Source organism: Candidatus Phycorickettsia trachydisci, from assembly GCF_003015145.1.
In the GTDB taxonomy this organism is placed as follows: Bacteria; Pseudomonadota; Alphaproteobacteria; order Rickettsiales; family Rickettsiaceae; genus Phycorickettsia; species Phycorickettsia trachydisci.
Genome location: NZ_CP027845.1, coordinates 335,677 through 352,492 on the forward strand (window position 1 = coordinate 335,677; position 16,816 = coordinate 352,492).

The 16,816-nt window shown below is 35.3% G+C and carries 15 protein-coding genes and 2 rRNA genes; 12 read left to right on the forward strand and 5 right to left on the reverse strand.

The window, feature by feature from the left end; genetic code table 11:
- The first annotated feature begins 142 nt into the window (after positions 1 to 142).
- Positions 143 to 1,060 carry an AEC family transporter gene (locus phytr_RS01420; RefSeq protein WP_106874116.1) on the forward strand — a complete coding sequence of 306 codons (918 nt, stop codon included), beginning with the start codon at positions 143 to 145 and terminating at the stop codon, positions 1,058 to 1,060.
- Between the two features lie 204 nt (positions 1,061 to 1,264).
- On the opposite strand, the gene phytr_RS01425 is transcribed toward phytr_RS01420, so the two are convergent.
- Genes phytr_RS01425 through phytr_RS01445 form a run of 5 tightly spaced genes read right to left on the reverse strand, consistent with a single transcriptional unit; the run spans position 1,265 to position 5,237 of the window.
- A complete protein-coding gene (locus phytr_RS01425; RefSeq protein ID WP_106874117.1) occupies positions 1,265 to 2,518 on the reverse strand; it encodes a class I SAM-dependent RNA methyltransferase in 1,254 nt (417 codons plus the stop codon).
- A complete protein-coding gene (locus phytr_RS01430; RefSeq protein ID WP_106874118.1) occupies positions 2,515 to 3,462 on the reverse strand; it encodes an Mrp/NBP35 family ATP-binding protein in 948 nt (315 codons plus the stop codon). The genes phytr_RS01425 and phytr_RS01430 overlap by 4 nt, the downstream gene beginning before the upstream one ends.
- Complete coding sequence (kdsA, locus tag phytr_RS01435) at positions 3,455 to 4,282, reverse strand: 3-deoxy-8-phosphooctulonate synthase (RefSeq protein WP_106874119.1); 828 nt, start codon at positions 4,280 to 4,282, stop codon at positions 3,455 to 3,457. Before kdsA ends, phytr_RS01430 begins: the two co-directional genes overlap by 8 nt.
- A 2-nt stretch (positions 4,283 to 4,284) precedes the next feature.
- Positions 4,285 to 4,572, reverse strand: a complete 288-nt coding sequence (gene secG, locus phytr_RS01440; protein WP_106874120.1) for a preprotein translocase subunit SecG — start codon at positions 4,570 to 4,572, stop codon at positions 4,285 to 4,287.
- On the reverse strand, positions 4,569 to 5,237 hold the full coding sequence (locus phytr_RS01445) for a triose-phosphate isomerase (protein WP_106874121.1): 669 nt from the start codon (positions 5,235 to 5,237) through the stop codon (positions 4,569 to 4,571). Before phytr_RS01445 ends, secG begins: the two co-directional genes overlap by 4 nt.
- Positions 5,238 to 5,374: 137 nt before the next feature.
- On the opposite strand from phytr_RS01445, the gene rpmI reads away from it, so the two are divergent.
- From rpmI to phytr_RS01500, 11 genes are all read left to right on the forward strand, one after another.
- Complete coding sequence (rpmI, locus tag phytr_RS01450) at positions 5,375 to 5,572, forward strand: 50S ribosomal protein L35 (RefSeq protein ID WP_106874122.1); 198 nt, start codon at positions 5,375 to 5,377, stop codon at positions 5,570 to 5,572.
- Between the two features lie 18 nt (positions 5,573 to 5,590).
- Complete coding sequence (gene rplT, locus phytr_RS01455) at positions 5,591 to 5,959, forward strand: 50S ribosomal protein L20 (RefSeq protein ID WP_106874123.1); 369 nt, start codon at positions 5,591 to 5,593, stop codon at positions 5,957 to 5,959.
- A 423-nt stretch (positions 5,960 to 6,382) separates the two neighbouring features.
- Positions 6,383 to 6,880: a hypothetical protein gene (locus phytr_RS01460; protein ID WP_106874124.1), complete on the forward strand. Its 498-nt coding sequence runs from the start codon at positions 6,383 to 6,385 to the stop codon at positions 6,878 to 6,880.
- 97 nt (positions 6,881 to 6,977) lie between these two features.
- On the forward strand, positions 6,978 to 7,973 hold the full coding sequence (locus tag phytr_RS01465; RefSeq protein ID WP_106874125.1) for an ankyrin repeat domain-containing protein: 996 nt from the start codon (positions 6,978 to 6,980) through the stop codon (positions 7,971 to 7,973).
- 90 nt (positions 7,974 to 8,063) lie between these two features.
- The gene (gene dnaG, locus phytr_RS01470; protein ID WP_106874126.1) at positions 8,064 to 9,713 is read left to right on the forward strand and encodes a DNA primase; all 1,650 of its coding nucleotides are present in this window, start codon (positions 8,064 to 8,066) and stop codon (positions 9,711 to 9,713) included.
- A gap of 162 nt (positions 9,714 to 9,875) precedes the next feature.
- Positions 9,876 to 12,627 (forward strand): 23S ribosomal RNA (locus phytr_RS01475).
- Between the two features lie 149 nt (positions 12,628 to 12,776).
- Positions 12,777 to 12,891, forward strand: a 5S ribosomal RNA gene (rrf, locus tag phytr_RS01480).
- Positions 12,892 to 13,088: 197 nt separating this feature from the next.
- Complete coding sequence (locus phytr_RS01485; protein ID WP_106874127.1) at positions 13,089 to 13,427, forward strand: helix-turn-helix domain-containing protein; 339 nt, start codon at positions 13,089 to 13,091, stop codon at positions 13,425 to 13,427.
- Positions 13,428 to 13,462: 35 nt separating this feature from the next.
- On the forward strand, positions 13,463 to 13,897 hold the full coding sequence (locus phytr_RS06380; RefSeq protein ID WP_320410444.1) for an IS630 family transposase: 435 nt from the start codon (positions 13,463 to 13,465) through the stop codon (positions 13,895 to 13,897).
- A 180-nt stretch (positions 13,898 to 14,077) separates the two neighbouring features.
- The gene (locus phytr_RS01495; RefSeq protein ID WP_106874129.1) at positions 14,078 to 15,154 is read left to right on the forward strand and encodes an ankyrin repeat domain-containing protein; all 1,077 of its coding nucleotides are present in this window, start codon (positions 14,078 to 14,080) and stop codon (positions 15,152 to 15,154) included.
- 122 nt (positions 15,155 to 15,276) lie between these two features.
- Positions 15,277 to 16,806 (forward strand): cryptochrome/deoxyribodipyrimidine photo-lyase family protein, encoded by a 1,530-nt coding sequence (locus phytr_RS01500; protein ID WP_106874130.1) that lies wholly within the window; start codon positions 15,277 to 15,279, stop codon positions 16,804 to 16,806.
- Positions 16,807 to 16,816 lie beyond the last annotated feature (10 nt).

A 16,816-nucleotide genomic window follows, 5' to 3' on the forward strand; every position in this document is an offset into this window, starting at 1 on the left:
ATTAATTTTTTAGACTACTTGTATATCACATAAAAGTTCAAGAGATATAAAAATGCTATTTTATTATTAATTATATGTTATTGTTAAGTTATTTTAGTGTATAATGAAGCCGCAAATGTTTTTTTGCTTACGCTAAAATGAAATGAGCCTTTTTACAACAGTTTTTTTAAAACTTTTTTCAGGACTATTAAATGTTCTATTGGGATTTTGTGCTGGCAAATTCTCCAAGCTAGATCGAGATCATATAGCCAATCTTTTATTCTACTTTATATCGCCTATTGTATTTTTTGCTATACCAGCTAATGCTTCAGTTTCATTTGCCGAAATTAGCGTTACTTTAGTCGTATTTTGTATATCTTGTCTTTTATGTTTGATAGCTTATAAATTATTTACTCCTTACTTCGATGAAAGTACTAGGAATATTTTAGCAGTGACTGCTGGAACGGCAAATTCTGGCTATTTAGTATTACCACTTGCCGCTACTTTATTTGATGACTATACGTTAAGTATCTATATGATGACGATCGTTGGGCTTAACTTGTACGAATCTACTTTAGGATACTTCATATGCATGCGTAGTCTTTCATCTGCCCAAGAAAGCTTGAACCAGGTTTTTCGCCTTCCAAATCTAAATGCTTTTGCTCTAAGATGTCTTTATAGTCTTATGGGATTTGATTTGCCTGATTTTTTTGATGATTTTGTACATAATATGCAAATCGTTTACTCCACTCTCGGGATGATAATGATAGGTCTTGGTATTTCAACTATTCAAAAATTCAAGATAGACCTCAAATTTACCATTTGCGCTTTCGTGTCTAAATTTTTATTTAGTCCCCTAATTATTAACACTTTTATTTTATTAGATAAATTTATCTTTCATCAGTATAACATAAGTCATTATCACGCTCTTATTTTATTATCAACAGCCCCAATAGCGGCTAACACAATGGTTTTTGCATCTCTGATCAAGCTAAATCTAGAAAAAGTTGCAACCACTGTATTATTATCCGCTCTATTTAGTCTACTGTACATGCCATGTATGATTACTTTATTTTTTTAATGATATAGTCAAATTGATGATCAGAAATGTTGAGTCTAACATAAAATTATAAGTTTTAGCTTTGATCAAAGAGGTAGTAGCATTTAGGGCTGTAGCAAGATTGATTAAAGTAGTTTATCGGTGATGCTTAAGTAGTTTGATAATCAAAGCTTTATTTTTAAACCATTTAGGGTATTAGAGATTTAGAAAATAATCAAATTAAGATTATTTTGAAAAGACCCCAGCTACCTCTAAATGATGACTCCAATAAAATTGATCAACGCCTTGGACTTGTTCTAAAGTGAAACCATTTTGGATTAAAATTTTTGCATCTCTAGCAAATGTGGATGGGTTGCATGAGACGTAAATTATGCGTTTTATATAGCTTTTAGCAAGCTCTATGATTTGAGCTTCCGCTCCACATCTCGGGGGGTTAATAACTGCAAAATCATAAATGCTTAACTGCCTGCTAGTCAGGGGGGATAAAAAGAGATCCTGCTTGGTTACATTGATGTCTAAGTTTTCTATAATTGATGAGAGTGCTTCTACAGCATGTTTGTCTGACTCAAATCCATCCATACTGTAGTGCTGACTTAAGGGTAATAAGAAAGTCCCTCTGCCGCAAAATAGGTCAACACCTTTTTTGCCCGATGAATACTTTAAAATAAGATTTTGCAAAATTTTATCAGATTCAAAGCTTGCTTGCAGAAAGCAATAAGCATCTACGGGGACTTTTAAGTCTCCAAAAATAACATATGGTTCTTCTATTTGATATACGATGTCAATAAATTTTCTAGCCCTAAATACTGATCTAATTAGGTTATTTTTTTCAGCAAAGGTTTCAATTTGCTTCTTTTGAGTATCGCTTAGAACTTTTTGTCCATATAACTCAAAGGTCACATCTATCCCATTACTTGCTTGCGTAACAAATATTTTAGCCTTTTGTCTTATGTCCAAAATATTAGATAGGAGGCTTTTAAGATTTGGTATTAATTTTGATAAATCAGGCAGCAGGGCGGGGCAGCTATCAAGGTCTACAATCTTATGAGATGAAAGCTTATGAAAGCCCATAAATAACTTATCCTCTTTCTTTACTGCCTCAAAGTTAGCTCGTCTGCGATTCCCTGGTGGTACGTTGATAATTGGAAGTAGGTTAGTTTGTATTTGGTAATCTGCTAAACTTTTTTTGATTAAAGATTCTTTAAATTTTGTGTATTCTTGTAAATTTAAGTGCTGTAGTACGCAGCCTCCGCATTGTCCAAAATATTTACATAATGGCTGAATTCTACTAGGTGATGCTTTCAGAATTTTATTAAGAGTATAATTTGATCTGCGTCTATATGTGTGTTTATCAAACTCTACGGTCTCGCCATGAATTGTATAAGGCAGAGATATTTTGTGCCCTTCAAATATTCCTATGCCTCTGCCACGTTCATCTAAATCTTCAATTTGACAAATTCCTTTTTGTACTATACTCACAGGTTGACGTTGTGTAAGTCGATTTTCATATGCTTAGTTATATCGGCAAATTTTACCTCAGAAAGACCTGGAATAAGGTTTATAGGATCAATCATCTTGAGTGCGTACTCGGATGCTAGTTTGTCAGTGAGACTTTCTCCAAAAAGAGGAATTTTTTGTTTAGAATGTTGATCGTAGTAATAGCTCATATTTTCTATGATACCATATATATTGATATTAAATTTCTCATACAGGTCGATGGACCGTATGACGCTATCCAGAGAAACTGCTGAAGGTATAGTAACAATAAATACTCCATCTACTTGATAATTACTGAGTATAGTGATGTGTATATCTCCGGTTCCAGGGGGGGTGTCTACTATCAAATAATCAAGCTCGCCCCAATCTACATCTGAAAATAACTGCATTACGGCTTTGGCAAGCATGGGTCCTCGCCATGCAAGAGCGCCTTTTTCTTCCATCAAAAATCCAATGGACATAACCTTTATATCGCAGGAAGTAACTGGTAAAATTTTCCCCCTGCGAAATTCTGGAGTGGCATCTTGAATGTTAAGTATTCGTGGCATGGAGGGGCCGTGTATGTCGGCGTCAATAATCCCCACTTTGTTCCCATTTTCTGCTAATAATTTAGCAACTGCAGCGCTGATAGTAGATTTTCCAACGCCTCCTTTACCTGAGCTGACCGTGATTATTTTTTTAACTCCTGGAAGAGTGCGTTTAACTTTAATATTTTGATTATTAATAGCTATGATAATGTGATATTCCGGGTATCTGTTTGCAACTAACTCTTCAGCTTGGATTTTAAAAGCTTCTGCTTGCACCATGCTACTAGCGTTAACATTAATAGTAATTGTGGATTCTTGAATTGTAACTTGAGATATATCGACTTTATGTTCTTTGCTTATTTCTTGTAAAAGCAATTTTATTTCTTGTTCGTTAACCATATTTTTTAGTTATAAAATCATATTCTTTAAGTTTTGATAGTGTCTTTTCTAGATCAGAAAGTTTAAGCATGCAAGGCCCATCACTTGGAGCATTATCTGGGTCTTGATGAATTTCTGCAAATATTCCTGCAACACCTACTGAACAAGCTGCTCTTGCTAGATATTCTACGTATTTTCTTTCTCCCCCGCTGCTAGTACTTAATGAGCCTGGTTGTTGTACGGAATGCGTTGCATCAAAGATTACGGGATATCCAGTTTTGGCCATAACTAGCAAGGATCTAAAATCTGATACAAGATTATTGTATCCAAAGCATGTGCCGCGTTCTGTAAGCATAATATCTTTGGCTCCAAAAAACTTTAATTTATCGACAACATTAGCCATTGCTTCAGGGCTTAAGAATTGTCCTTTTTTTACGTTGATCACTCTGCCTGTTTTAGCAGCGGCTGCTAATAGATCAGTCTGCCTACATAAAAATGCCGGTATCTGTAAAATATCTACGACTTCAGCTACTATATCGCATTGCTCCTCTTTATGAACGTCTGTGATAACGGCGCACCCAAATTTATCTTTTATGGCTTTGAATATTTCTAAAGATTTCTCTAAGCCAACGCCTCTTTTAGCTGTAGCTGAAGTTCTGTTTGCTTTATCAAAGGAAGATTTATAAATAAAACCTATCCCTAATTTTTTAGTAATTTTAGCTATCTGCTCAGCCATAAATAAGCTATGATCTAAGCTTTCTATTTGGCAAGGACCTCCTATTAAAACAAATGGTAATTTATTAGAGATTTTAATATCCCCTATGGAAACAGTATGTTGCATCGTTATTCTGCGATAGGTATTTTAGCTTTTTCAGTTTTGACCTTTTCATCAAAAATATTTTTAGGTTTTGTTGTTGATAAGTTACCCAAAATAATTGCATTTACCATGAAAACAGTAGCAAGTATAGTTGTAGTTTTAGTTAAAAAGCTTGCGACGCCTTTAGGACTCATAAGTCCATGCTGTCCCCCAGCCAAATTTGCAATACTGTCGGAAGAGGTTTTTTGTAGCAAGATACTGATGATAAGCAATATACCAACTAATATATGCACAAATAGTAAAATGTTAATCATGTTTCTATAATTTTTATCAATTCATTTATTTTTAATGATGCACTACCAACTAGTAATCCGTCAAGTCCTGTAATATTTTTGAAATCTTTGGCATTTTGTCCATTAACAGACCCGCCATAAAAGACTTTAATTTGGGGTAAATGACTAAAATATTTTATCACTTTTTTTAAATTATTGTATGCTTGTTCTATATTTGTATTTTTATTTCCAATGGCCCAATAAGGCTCATATGCATAATATACACTTTGTGGTAAGCCATCTGCTAAATTTTCTAAAGATGCAATTGGATCTTGTCCTACTTCTTTTTCTCCAAAGCACACTATAGGAGTGATTTCGTGTCTAAGACAATTTTTTGCTTTTGAGATTACTAATTTATCATCCTCCCCAAAATACTTACGTCTTTCATAATGCCCAACAATTGCATATTTAACATTTGTTGATGATAGAATATAACCACTTACTTCTCCAGTATAAGCTCCTTCATCTTGTTCGATAGCGCTGATATCTTGAGCAGCAAGCTTAATTTGGGAATAGTTGCTTGACAAAAGAGATAAAAAAGGCATAGGTGGTGCAATAATCAAATTGCCATAATGTTGTATCTCTTTGCATATCTCAAGTGCTTCAGAAAGCCTTAAGTGCATTTTCCAATTGGCACAAATAATCATTAGAAAGACTTAATTTAATGGTGAATTTTAATTTTCTCCTCTTGTGTAAACAAGCTAACTCTGATAAAGTACAATAATAGTAAATATTGCAAATAAAAGCTATAATAAATTTAGCAAAAAGATAATTTAGGGGTGATATGCCAAAATTAAAGACTAATTCAAGTGTCAAGAAAAGGTTTGAAGTAAGAGGTAATGGTTCTCTGAAAAGAAGCAAATCCGGCAACCAGCATTTGGCGCGTAATAAAAGTACAAAACAAAATTATAAAGGGATGGCATTAGTGCAGCATCAAGAGGAAAAAAATATCCTAAAGCATTTTGTGCCTTATTCTAATTAATATTAAATACAATTATTTATGACTAGATCTATAACTAGCACAGTTACAAAAAATAAGCATAAAAAAGTATTGAAGCTTGCCAAAGGTTATCGTGGTAGGTCAAGTACATGTTACAGAGTTGCCTTGCAAAGAGTAGAAAAAGCTTTGCAGTATGCATATCGCGATAGAAGAAATAGAAAAAGAGATTTTAGAAGTCTTTGGATCCAAAGGATTAATGCTGCAGTGCGTGCTTATGATTTGGTATATTCCAAATTTATGGACCTACTTAGCAAAGCAGGTATCGACATTAATCGTAAAATGCTTTCAGAAATGGCTATTCATCAGCCACAAGCTTTTGAACAACTTGTTAAAAGCGTAAAAGACAAACAAACAGCAGCAGCTGCATAAAATTCACTAAGGGACAATTGATGTCCCTTTTCTCTTCATTCCGACAAAATATATAAAAACTAGATTCCGTATGCTTATGAGATGTGATGATAATACTCATTAGGTATACTTTTTATGCATGAAGAGGTCAGCATCTTATGATGTTTAATATTTGCATTCGGCCAACTGCAGTAATATATTTCACTTAATATGTTTCAGATAATTTATTGGATGCAAACGCATTTGATGATTTATCTGAAGAATTCAATGTAAAAAGTGCGCAAACTAAAAAGTAGCTATAGCATTATAATTCTGAACTAAACGTCGTAATTTGCTCCTTATTTTTCAATTCTCCTCTAAAAATTTAACGTATAAGATTTGAATTTAGAAATTTATGTGATATATTTAGCTATTTATAAATATAAATTTTATTAAGCTAATAATATGACAATATGTCCTATAAAAAAATTTTTTAATATTAAATCCTTTATGGGTTTTAAGAGCGTCAAATGTAAGAAAGATGATGTTAGTCCAACAAAATTACCTGTGAATGAAGAATTTCGTTGTTTACCCAATGAGTGGTGTAAGAAAGATGGTAGCAAATATCATATAGAGTCTGACAAAGAAATTTTTGATATATCTAGTCAATTAGATGCAATTTACAACAAGATGCAAGAAGAAATTAGTTCTATAGATTATGTACGAAATGAAAAATATTTAGAATACAGGAGAGAAATTGATACGTCTAAACAACTAGCTAAGATCTATGATATTTTCGAATCTCAAGAAGCATCTTTTGGTTCCTTAGTTGATGATGTGTCATTATTTAATAAGCAGAGTTTTGATGAGCTTATTAATGGTCAATTTGATGAAAGTGGCAGCAAAATGGCACACGATGTGGAATTAAACGGTAAAAGTCCTCATGTCGATAAGATGTTGTAAGTTTTTTAAATTAACCAAAAACTTGATAATCTATGACTTTTTTGAAAACTGATATATCATATTGTTAGGTATGGTTAACTTTTAGACTACATTGTGCATGAAAACAGATACATCCATTAATCAAAGTAATACGATTATAGATACTAACGGACGTCAAGTTTTATATATAGCAGCAGATGGTAAATTAGAGGTGCTGAAAAAATACGCTGGATCCGCCGATGAGTTACATGTTCGTAATGCAAATGGTTGGAAACTTCTTCATTGTGCTGCAGCAGGTGGTCATCTTGAAGTCGTAAAAGCAATAGTAGAAATTACAAGCAAGACAATAAAAGGGTCGCAAATTAATGAACCTGCGGATGAAGGATTAACGGCATTGCATTTGGCTGCGCAGCAAGGGCATTTAAGAGTAGCGGAATATTTGGAGAGTCAAGGTGCCTATATTTATTCTACAGATTATAGCGGTTATACTCCTTTACATCTTGCTTCTGAAAAAAATCATCCAGATGTTGTTAGATTTTTAATTGATAAAGGTACTAGCGTTAATGTTTTAGGGAGATCTAAAAAGACTCCATTATATCTTGCTGCAGAAAATGGCGCTAATGATTCTTTAGAAGTGCTATTAGAACATAGTGCAAATCCTAATTTGGGCTTAGATGATAACTGGCCTATATATGCGGCTATAAGGATTAATAATATCGAAGCTGTTAACTTATTAGCAAAAAAAATGATTAATCTTGATGGGACTGATGATTTACCAAAAACTACACCTTTGCATGAGGCCATTAAATACAAATTTCTGGAGGCGATAGAGATATTGGTAAGAGCTGGAGCTGATCTTTATAAAGAAGCTTATTGTAAAGGATCTCCTTTAGTGTATGCGGCAAAACATCCACCATGTGAAAATTTCTTTAAACTACTTAATACATGGGGTGTAAGAATTCCCATTGATGTATTTAAGGGGTGTTTAGATAAATATCAGGATGAAGGTTCGTATCTAACGCAACAGCTTAAGGCTGCTGCGCAAGAGATAATGGAAGTTTATGATGACGTAAATTTGATGGGAGCGAAAGAAGTAGAGGGTGTTGTTGCCTAGTTTATTTTATTTAAAGTAGTAATGTCAGTTGTAATGGTTTTTTACAAAATTTACGTGTAACATGTTATGTAGAAATAGATTCTATTAATTATGTTTTACGATCTTATAAAAAACCAAATTCCTATATTAGAAGTCATATCCAAGAGAGTTGATTTAAAAAGACAAAGTTCTAACTATCTAGGTCTTTGTCCTTTCCATCCAGAAAAAACTCCTTCATTTTCTGTAAATCCTATCAAGAGATTTTTCTACTGTTTTGGTTGTCATGCAGGAGGCGATGTGATCAGCTTCGTATCCCAAATCGAAGGTACAAGCTATAAACAAAGTGCTCTACAATTAGCAAAAGACTATAACATAGAAATTCCTAAAACTCTTAATACAAAGGAAGAAAAGGATGAATTTGAGGAATTACATAATGTTTTAGAGCTGGCTTTAGCTTTTTATAAGCGAAACTTATCAAAAGATGTAATAAACTACTTATCTGCTCGTGGAATTACAAAAGAGGATATAGAAAAATTTGAGATAGGGTATGCTCCAGGAAATAATCATTTGCGCAAATTTTTAGACTCTAAATCCGTGCCTTTATTAATGATGGATAAAACCGGTCTTATTGGTCGCAAAGGCTCAGATATATATGAAGTATTTCGCAGAAGAATAATTTTTCCTATCAGGGATAACTATAATAGATTAATTGCATTTGGGGGGAGGTGTTTAGATGACTCAATGCCTAAATACCTTAATTCGCCTGAAACTCAGATATTTCAAAAAAGCGACGTTTTATATGGACTAAATCTTGCCTATAAATCTTGTTATAAAACAAATAGAGCCATAGTTGTTGAAGGTTATATGGACCTGATCAAGATGCATATAGGTGGTTTTACAGAAACTGTGGCAACTTTGGGTACGGCTGTCAGTTCTAAACACTTAGATCATTTATGGAACGCAGTTGATGAGATTATAATTTGTTTTGATGGTGATACGGCTGGTCTGCGTGCTGCTAAAAAGGTTGTAGAACTTTCGTTAGGAAAAATCACAACCAGCAAGCATGTAAGTTTTGTGATGTTACCGAATAATTTTGATCCAGATGATGTAATTACTAAGAAAGGATCAAAATATATGGAATACATAATCCAAGGGCGCAAACCTTTATCTGAAATGATATGGATGTTAGAGGCTCCAAGTAGTTTATCTGCCAAAAGTCCCGAGGTTGTATCTAAAGTAGAAACTAATCTAAATAGGTACTTAGACCATATTCATGATAAAATAATAGTTAAAAATTTTAAGCGATTTTTTCAAGATCAATTATGGCAACTAACTAAAAGACCTAAACGAAGTAAACAAACTGGTCTTTATACATTATCTTTGCCTGAGGATAATTTAGTGGAAATATCTTTGATAGGGCTGTTAATAAAATATCCAGCACTTTTTGATGAAGAGGAAGTTTCGGCAAAAGTTAAAGAGATAGAATTTTCTAGCGATTATAAAGATTTCATAAATTCAGAAAAAATTTATGCCCTCCAAGGAAAAATATTACCTGCCATCCAGACTCATAATCCATATTTTTTCACAAGTCTTGCTAAAAGTAATCCTAAAGAAATATTTTTGGATCTTACTAAAAAACATAAATTTGTAAGCCTTCAAAAGGAGTTTAAGAGCCTTGCTAAGGAGGATATAAAAAAATTTTGGGACTTTTACAATCACTCTTTGCCGCTAGTTGAAGAGCTTTTGTCTGATAAAGAATGATTTATATTCGAAAAAACATATTTTAAAGTTGTTGACAAAAGTTTGTAAACGGTGTATCTATAATACGTCAGGCAACTGATGAGATGTTTAAAAAGTATATAATAAGATAAAAATCCAATTATCAAATTCTTGCAAAAGTAGTTCTACAAATAACTACTTGGTTGGTAAATAATATAAGAGCATTTGGTGGATGCCTTGGTGCTAGAAGGCGACGAAAGACGTGGTAAACTGCGATAAGCTTCGGGGAGTTGAAACAAGCTTTGATCCGAAGATCTCTGAATGGGGGAACCCACCTGATTAGTCAGGTATCTAGTAGTGAATACATAGCTACTGGAAGCAAACCCGGCGAACTGAAATATCTAAGTAGCCGGAGGAAAGGAAATCAAACGAGACTCCGTTAGTAGTGACGAGCGAACGCGGACCAGGCCAGTTGTCTTGAGAAAATAATTAGAATAACCTGGAAAGGTTAGCCATAGATGGTGATAGCCCAGTATAAGTAAAAAGTTCAAGATACTTGAGTAAGGCGGGACACGTGAAATCCCGTTTAAAAATGGGGGGACCACCCTCCAAGCCTAAGTACTCTCTAGCGACCGATAGTGAACAAGTACCGTAAGGGAAAGGTGAAAAGAACCCCGAACAGGGGAGTGAAATAGACCTGAAACCGAATGCTTATAAACAGTCGGAGCGGCATATGCCGTGACGGCGTACCTCTTGTATAATGGGTCAGCGACTTAGTTTATCGAGCAAGCTTAAGCCGTTAGGCGTAGGCAAAGCGAAAGCGAGTCTGAATAGGGCGATAAGTTCGATGAATTAGACCCGAAACCCGGTGATCTAGCCATGACCAGGTTGAAGACTGAGTAACATCAGTTGGAGGACCGAACTCGTTAATGTTGAAAAATTATGAGATGAGTTGTGGCTAGGGGTGAAAGGCCAATCAAACCGGGAGATAGCTGGTTCTCCGCGAAATCTATTTAGGTAGAGCGTTATGTTAATTACTTACTGAAGGTAGAGCACTAGATGGGCTAGGGGGTCCTACAGACTTACCAAACTCAATTAAACTCCGAATGTCAGTAAGCGTATCATAGCAGACAGACTGCGGGTGCTAAGATCCGTAGTCGAAAGGGAAACAGCCCAGACCGCCATCTAAGGTCCCCAAATCATAGCTAAGTGTGTAAGGAAGTGAAAAGGCCAAAACAGCTAGGAAGTTGGCTTAGAAGCAGCCATCTTTTAAAGAAAGCGTAACAGCTCACTAGTCTAAATAAGCCTTCTTGCGCCGACAATGTAACGGGGCTAAAGCTATGTACCGAAGATGCGGATTTACATCAATAGATGTAAGTGGTAGCGGAGCGTTCTGTAAGCCGTTGAAGGCAAGTTGTGAATCTTGCTGGAGGTATCAGAAGTGAGAATGCTGACATGAGTAACGATTAAGAATGTGAGAAACATTCTCGCCGTATGTCTAAGGTTTCCTGCGTAAAGCTAATCTGCGCAGGGTTAGCCGGCCCCTAAGGCGAGGCTGAAAAGCGTAGTCGATGGGAATCAGGTTAATATTCCTGAGCCTGAAGAGTGTGACGAAGTGTGTAAATTGTATGTGCTTAATGGATTGTACATGCAGTGAAATGCTTCCAGGAAATAGCCTCTTCAATATAGACCGTACTATAAACCGACACAGGTGGACGAGTAGAATATACTAAGGCGTTTGAGAAAACGATGCTGAAGGAACTAGGCAAATTGCATCTGTAACTTCGGGATAAGGATGACCTTTATTTAGGCAACTAGATAAGGGTGGCACAGAAATGGGGGTAGCAACTGTTTATTAAAAACACAGGGCTCTGCAAAGTCGTAAGACGAAGTATAGGGTCTGACGCCTGCCCAATGCTGGAAGATTAAAAGGAGGGGTGCAAGCTCTGAATTGAAGTCCCAGTGAATGGCGGCCGTAACTATGACGGTCCTAAGGTAGCGAAATTCCTTGTCGGGTAAGTTCCGACCCGCACGAATGGCGTAATGACTTCCCCGCTGTCTCCAGCATCGACTCAGTGAAATTGGATTCTCCGTGAAGATACGGAGTTCCCGCGGTTAGACGGAAAGACCCCGTGAACCTTTACTATAGCTTTGTATTGGTGTTAGAAATTAGATGTGCAGGATAGGTAGGAGACTATGATGCAGTGGCGCTAGCTGCTGCGGAGTCACCCTTGAGATACTACCCTTTTAATTTTTGATATCTAACCTAGGACCTTGAATCAGGTCCAGGGACAGTGCATGGTGGGTAGTTTGACTGGGGCGGTCGCCTCCCAAAGAGTAACGGAGGCGTGCGAAGGTTAGCTCAGGTTGGTCAGAAATCAACTGTTAGAGTGCAATGGCATAAGCTAGCCTGACTGCGAGTCCTACAAGACGAGCAGAGACGAAAGTCGGTCATAGTGACCCGGTGGTCCCGAGTGGAAGGGCCATCGCTCAACGGATAAAAGGTACTCCGGGGATAACAGGCTGATGATCTCCAAGAGCTCATATCGACGAGATCGTTTGGCACCTCGATGTCGGCTCATCACATCCTGGGGCTGAAGAAAGTCCCAAGGGTTCGGCTGTTCGCCGATTAAAGTGGTACGTGAGCTGGGTTTAGAACGTCGTGAGACAGTTCGGTCCCTATCTGCCGTGGGTGTAGGAAATTTGAGAGGACCTGCCTTTAGTACGAGAGGACCAAGGTGGACGTACCTCTGGTGTGCCAGTTGTCGTGCCAGCGGCATAGCTGGGTAGCTAAGTACGGAAGAGATAACCGCTGAATGCATCTAAGTGGGAAACTCGCCTCAAAAATAAATTTCCCTATCAGAGCCGTAGAAGACCACTACGTTGATAGGCCAGGTGTGTAAGCGTGGTAACACGTTCAGCTAACTGGTACTAATAGCTCGATTGTTTTACTGATCAAAAGTAGTTGTTTGTAGTGCAACTTTTGCATATAAAATGCAAAGTCTGAAAACGGATTTTATCTTATATACTTTTAAACGTTTAAGTTTTTATAAACTTAGCATTGTTTGACATTTAGCTTTTTCTTTACGATGAGTAAATATTTGGCTTGGCAATTATGGCGCAAGTGAAACACGAGATCCCATCCCGAACTCTAAAGTGAAACCTTGCTGCGCCGATTGTACTACGCGGATTAGCGTGGGAGAGTAGGGCGTTGCCAAGCTTAATATTTACTCATTTTGTTTTTCTACTTTTCTAATTCTCCTAAACTTTTTGACTACATTACAAAACAAAATATCTTTATCTTTTTTATATTTTTCAAGTCTGAAACATTATTTATGGATAAAAATATATCTTATGTAATATTATATTATAATTTAAATTGAATAAGGGAAAAGCATATGCTAGGGTTAATAGAAAATGACAACAAAAGCATATAGCTCAGATTTGAGAATTAGAGTTATTGAATACATTGAAGAAGGTAATAGCCAAAAATTAGCTTGTTTAACGTTTAAAATTAGTAGTACTACAGCAAGTAGATGGTGTAAGGAGTATAAGAATGAAGGTAAAATCAAACCCAAATTAAGGGGCGGCAGTAAAAGTAAGATACCTCTTCAGCAGTTAATGCATTTTGTAGATACTAATCCCGATGCAACACTAGTAGAAATAGGCAAACATTTTGGTGTTAGCGCTGTTGCAATACATAAAAGACTAAAGCATCTAGAGTATCGTTGTAAAAAAAAACGTACACCTACTTAGAAGCTTGTCCTGAAAAACGTAGAGAGTTCAAACAGATTGTAGCTGATATCCCCAAAGATAAACTGGTTTATATTGATGAATCAGGAATTGATACTACGAATCGGAAGCAGCGAGGTTGGGGTCAAAAAGGTCAAGTATTAGCAGGAAAGAAAAGTGGAAAACGGTATCAAATGACTAACATTATTGCGGGATATGTTAATCGAGAAACTGTTGCACCTTTAGTTTTTAATGGCTCTTGTGACACAAAGCTTGTCTTGCAATGGATTCACGAATCTTTAGTCAAGGAGCTTAAGCCAGGGCAAGTTGTGGTTATGGACAACGCTGCATTTCATAGATCCAACAAAATCAAAGAGCTTATTGAATCAGTTGGTTGCAAGTTGTTGTATCTTCCGGCATATTCCCCAGATTTGAATCCGATTGAGAAATTTTGGGCTAATATGAAACGTTGGATCAGATGTAACATCGATTAGTTTGAAAATTTATTAGACGCGCTATTTAACTTCTTTTCTATACCTAATACAAGTTAATCTATAATAAATAAAAATAGCGTTTTTTAAAAATATTTTTGGTTTATAGAATTTTATGTTTATTAATTGACATTTTTAAAAAAGTAATATAAAGTAATATTGATAATAATTTAACTTAATTTTATGAATATAGACCAACAAGTATTAAATAGTATTTTGATAAAAGAGATTAATCAAGGAAATTTATTAAAAGTTAAAAATTTGACTGAAGACGGCTTACAAGATTCAGAGGGAAAAAATATTAAAGCAGAGATAAATTCTAAAGTAGTTATTGGAGAGAGTATTAAAGAGAGCAGGTATGGTAGTTCAGTAAAAATTTTGCATAAATCTACTCCACTATTTGAATCAATCAATAAAGGGCATGTGGAAATTATTCAATACCTTCTTGAACAAGGGGCAGATGTTAGATGTACTAATAGTAAAAATTTAAATGCACTAGATCTAGTGTCTAATCTTAGTGCTCAAAATCCTTACAACCAAGGTTTTAAAAGTATATTGTCTTTAATACTTAAACAAGGACCGATTACAATAAATACGACAGACGTAAATTCTCTTAAGACCATATTAAAGATTAACGACGATAGTCATGAAATTGACCCTATAACGAAGCTTAAAAATTCTGATGAAGTATACGAAGTGATCTTTAGAAATAAACACGTTGAGGGTATGGATGATGTGGAAAGGTATTTAGATGATTGTACGGAAAATTGGATGCAACAACATAAGTTTTATGTAGGTATTTTTGCTCATATAACAGCAAAAATTCAAAAAAGTGAGTATAAAGATATTCAAGTTTTATTGAAAGATTTAATGGTTGTAGATAATTTTTATTGTGCTCAGAAAGATGAAGAATCAGGACCCGACGAATTCGTAATTGAAACCTTAAATTTACTAACTAAGACAATTTGTTGTAATTGGGGTATCGCTCCCCCTGCTACTCCTATCGAATCCTATTACGATTATTTTAACGGGATCATTAACCCAGATAATAGGAAGGGTAAGTTTGACCGTTTGGTAGAATCTGAGTCAGGTGATAATGACGAAATTTTTAATATGAGTAATAAGTTAGCTAAAATATTAAACTTAGAAAGCGATAGCTCTCAAAACTTTAAGGATATGCCATTAGCTATGGATAGGGGTGATGGCTATAATTTTTCAGAGCCTTTAGGAGAAAATTCTGAAAAAGAGAATGAAAATTAATTTTAAACAGAGATATAATTAATGAACAAAATCACTGATACTAAATCCAACAGCTAGACTTCATGATAGAGTATAATCTATGTATGAGGTAGATTTGTATATTTTTTAGCTTATCGGTTATTATGCATGAGCAAAAAAACTATAATATAGTATGGTTTAAGAAAGATTTGCGTATTTTTGATCATGCTCCTTTCTTTGAGAGCTGTATAACAGGTCAAATTTTACCGCTTTATATTGTTGAGCCAGAGTTATACACCTTGGCAGATTCATCGCCTAGACATTGGCATTTTATTTATGATTGTTTAATCGATTTGCGTGGAGATTTAAGAGCGCTTGGGGGTAATTTAATCATTCGTGTTGGGGAAGTATTGCAAGTGATGGAAAACTTATTTCATCAACTTGGTCATTTTACTTTATATTCTCATGAAGAAACTGGTAATGCTTGGACATACGAAAGAGATAAGTCTATAAAAGCTTGGTGTAATTCTCGGAGTATTATTTGGAGAGAGTTTCCAACAAATGGCATAGTAAGACGTCTTGCAAGTAGGGATAAATGGTCTAGCATTCGTGATAAACGTATGAATAACATTTTAGTGTCTGTTCCTGAGAATATAAGTTTTGTACAAGGAATAAATTCTGATGATTTACCATCTAAAGATCATAAAATCTTTGGTAAAGATATATCTAATAAAATACAAAAAGGTGGACGAAGTGAAGGAATAAAGGTTTTAAATTCTTTCTTAAGTGAAAGGGGTAAGGGATATATGCGCTACATCTCAAAACCTGGCTTATCACAAAATCACTGTTCTCGTTTAAGTGCTCATATCACCTATGGTACCTTGTCTGTGAGAGAAATAGAGCATGCTACAAAAGCTAAAATAAACTCGTTAACTTGCAATCCTGATCCAGAGGCTTCATTTTTTATACGTAATCTTGAGGCATTTTTATCAAGATTAGCTTGGCACTGTCATTTTATACAGAAGTTGGAGCAACAGCCAGAAATAGAGTTTAAGTGCACTCATTCTGCGTTTGAAGGTATGAGAGAGTCTTATTTTAGAGAAGATTTTTTTGAGGCTTGGAAAAGTGGTAATACAGGTTATCCTTTAGTTGATGCGTGTATGCGAGCGTTGCATCAAAACGGATGGATTACGTTTCGAATGAGAGCGTTACTAGTGTCATTTGCAAGCTACGATTTATGGCTAGATTGGTGTAAGACGGCACCATTTCTTGCAAAGTTATTTACAGATTATGAACCTGGTATCCATTATTCTCAATTTCAAATGCAATCTGGTGTAACCGGTATTAACACCTTTAGAATCTATAACCCAATAAAACAATCTTATGATCAAGATAAAGATGGTGAATTTATTAGACGTTATGTACCTGAGTTAAAGAGTGTGCCTGACTGTTTTATCCATGAGCCTTGGAAAATGATCGAGAGTATTAAAAATTATCCTGCGCCAATCGTCAATCATGAAAAAGCAATTCAAAAAGCCCGTTCAGAGATTAGTAAAAGGATCAACGCAACAGGTTTTCAAGAAGAAGCAAAACTGATAGTACAAAAACTTGGTAGTAGGAATAGAAAGCCTGTTAGGTCAAGTAAATCTGCTAAAGTTAGCAAAGGGCAGCTTTCTCTAAATTTACTTAGTTGACATCTCAATA

Bases quoted from the DNA above. Each gene is read 5' to 3' on its own strand.
- rplT (WP_106874123.1), top strand. From the start codon at position 5,591: ATGACTAGATCTATAACTAGCACAGTTACAAAAAATAAGCATAAAAAA.
- phytr_RS01430 (WP_106874118.1), bottom strand. From the start codon at position 3,462: ATGGTTAACGAACAAGAAATAAAATTGCTTTTACAAGAAATAAGCAAA.
- phytr_RS01460 (WP_106874124.1), top strand. From the start codon at position 6,383: ATGACAATATGTCCTATAAAAAAATTTTTTAATATTAAATCCTTTATG.
- secG (WP_106874120.1), bottom strand. From the start codon at position 4,572: ATGATTAACATTTTACTATTTGTGCATATATTAGTTGGTATATTGCTT.
- kdsA (WP_106874119.1), bottom strand. From the start codon at position 4,282: ATGCAACATACTGTTTCCATAGGGGATATTAAAATCTCTAATAAATTA.
- phytr_RS01420 (WP_106874116.1), top strand. From the start codon at position 143: ATGAGCCTTTTTACAACAGTTTTTTTAAAACTTTTTTCAGGACTATTA.
- phytr_RS01485 (WP_106874127.1), top strand. From the start codon at position 13,089: ATGACAACAAAAGCATATAGCTCAGATTTGAGAATTAGAGTTATTGAA.
- dnaG (WP_106874126.1), top strand. From the start codon at position 8,064: ATGTTTTACGATCTTATAAAAAACCAAATTCCTATATTAGAAGTCATA.
- phytr_RS01495 (WP_106874129.1), top strand. From the start codon at position 14,078: ATGAATATAGACCAACAAGTATTAAATAGTATTTTGATAAAAGAGATT.
- phytr_RS01500 (WP_106874130.1), top strand. From the start codon at position 15,277: ATGCATGAGCAAAAAAACTATAATATAGTATGGTTTAAGAAAGATTTG.
- phytr_RS01465 (WP_106874125.1), top strand. From the start codon at position 6,978: ATGAAAACAGATACATCCATTAATCAAAGTAATACGATTATAGATACT.
- rpmI (WP_106874122.1), top strand. From the start codon at position 5,375: ATGCCAAAATTAAAGACTAATTCAAGTGTCAAGAAAAGGTTTGAAGTA.
- phytr_RS01445 (WP_106874121.1), bottom strand. From the start codon at position 5,237: ATGATTATTTGTGCCAATTGGAAAATGCACTTAAGGCTTTCTGAAGCA.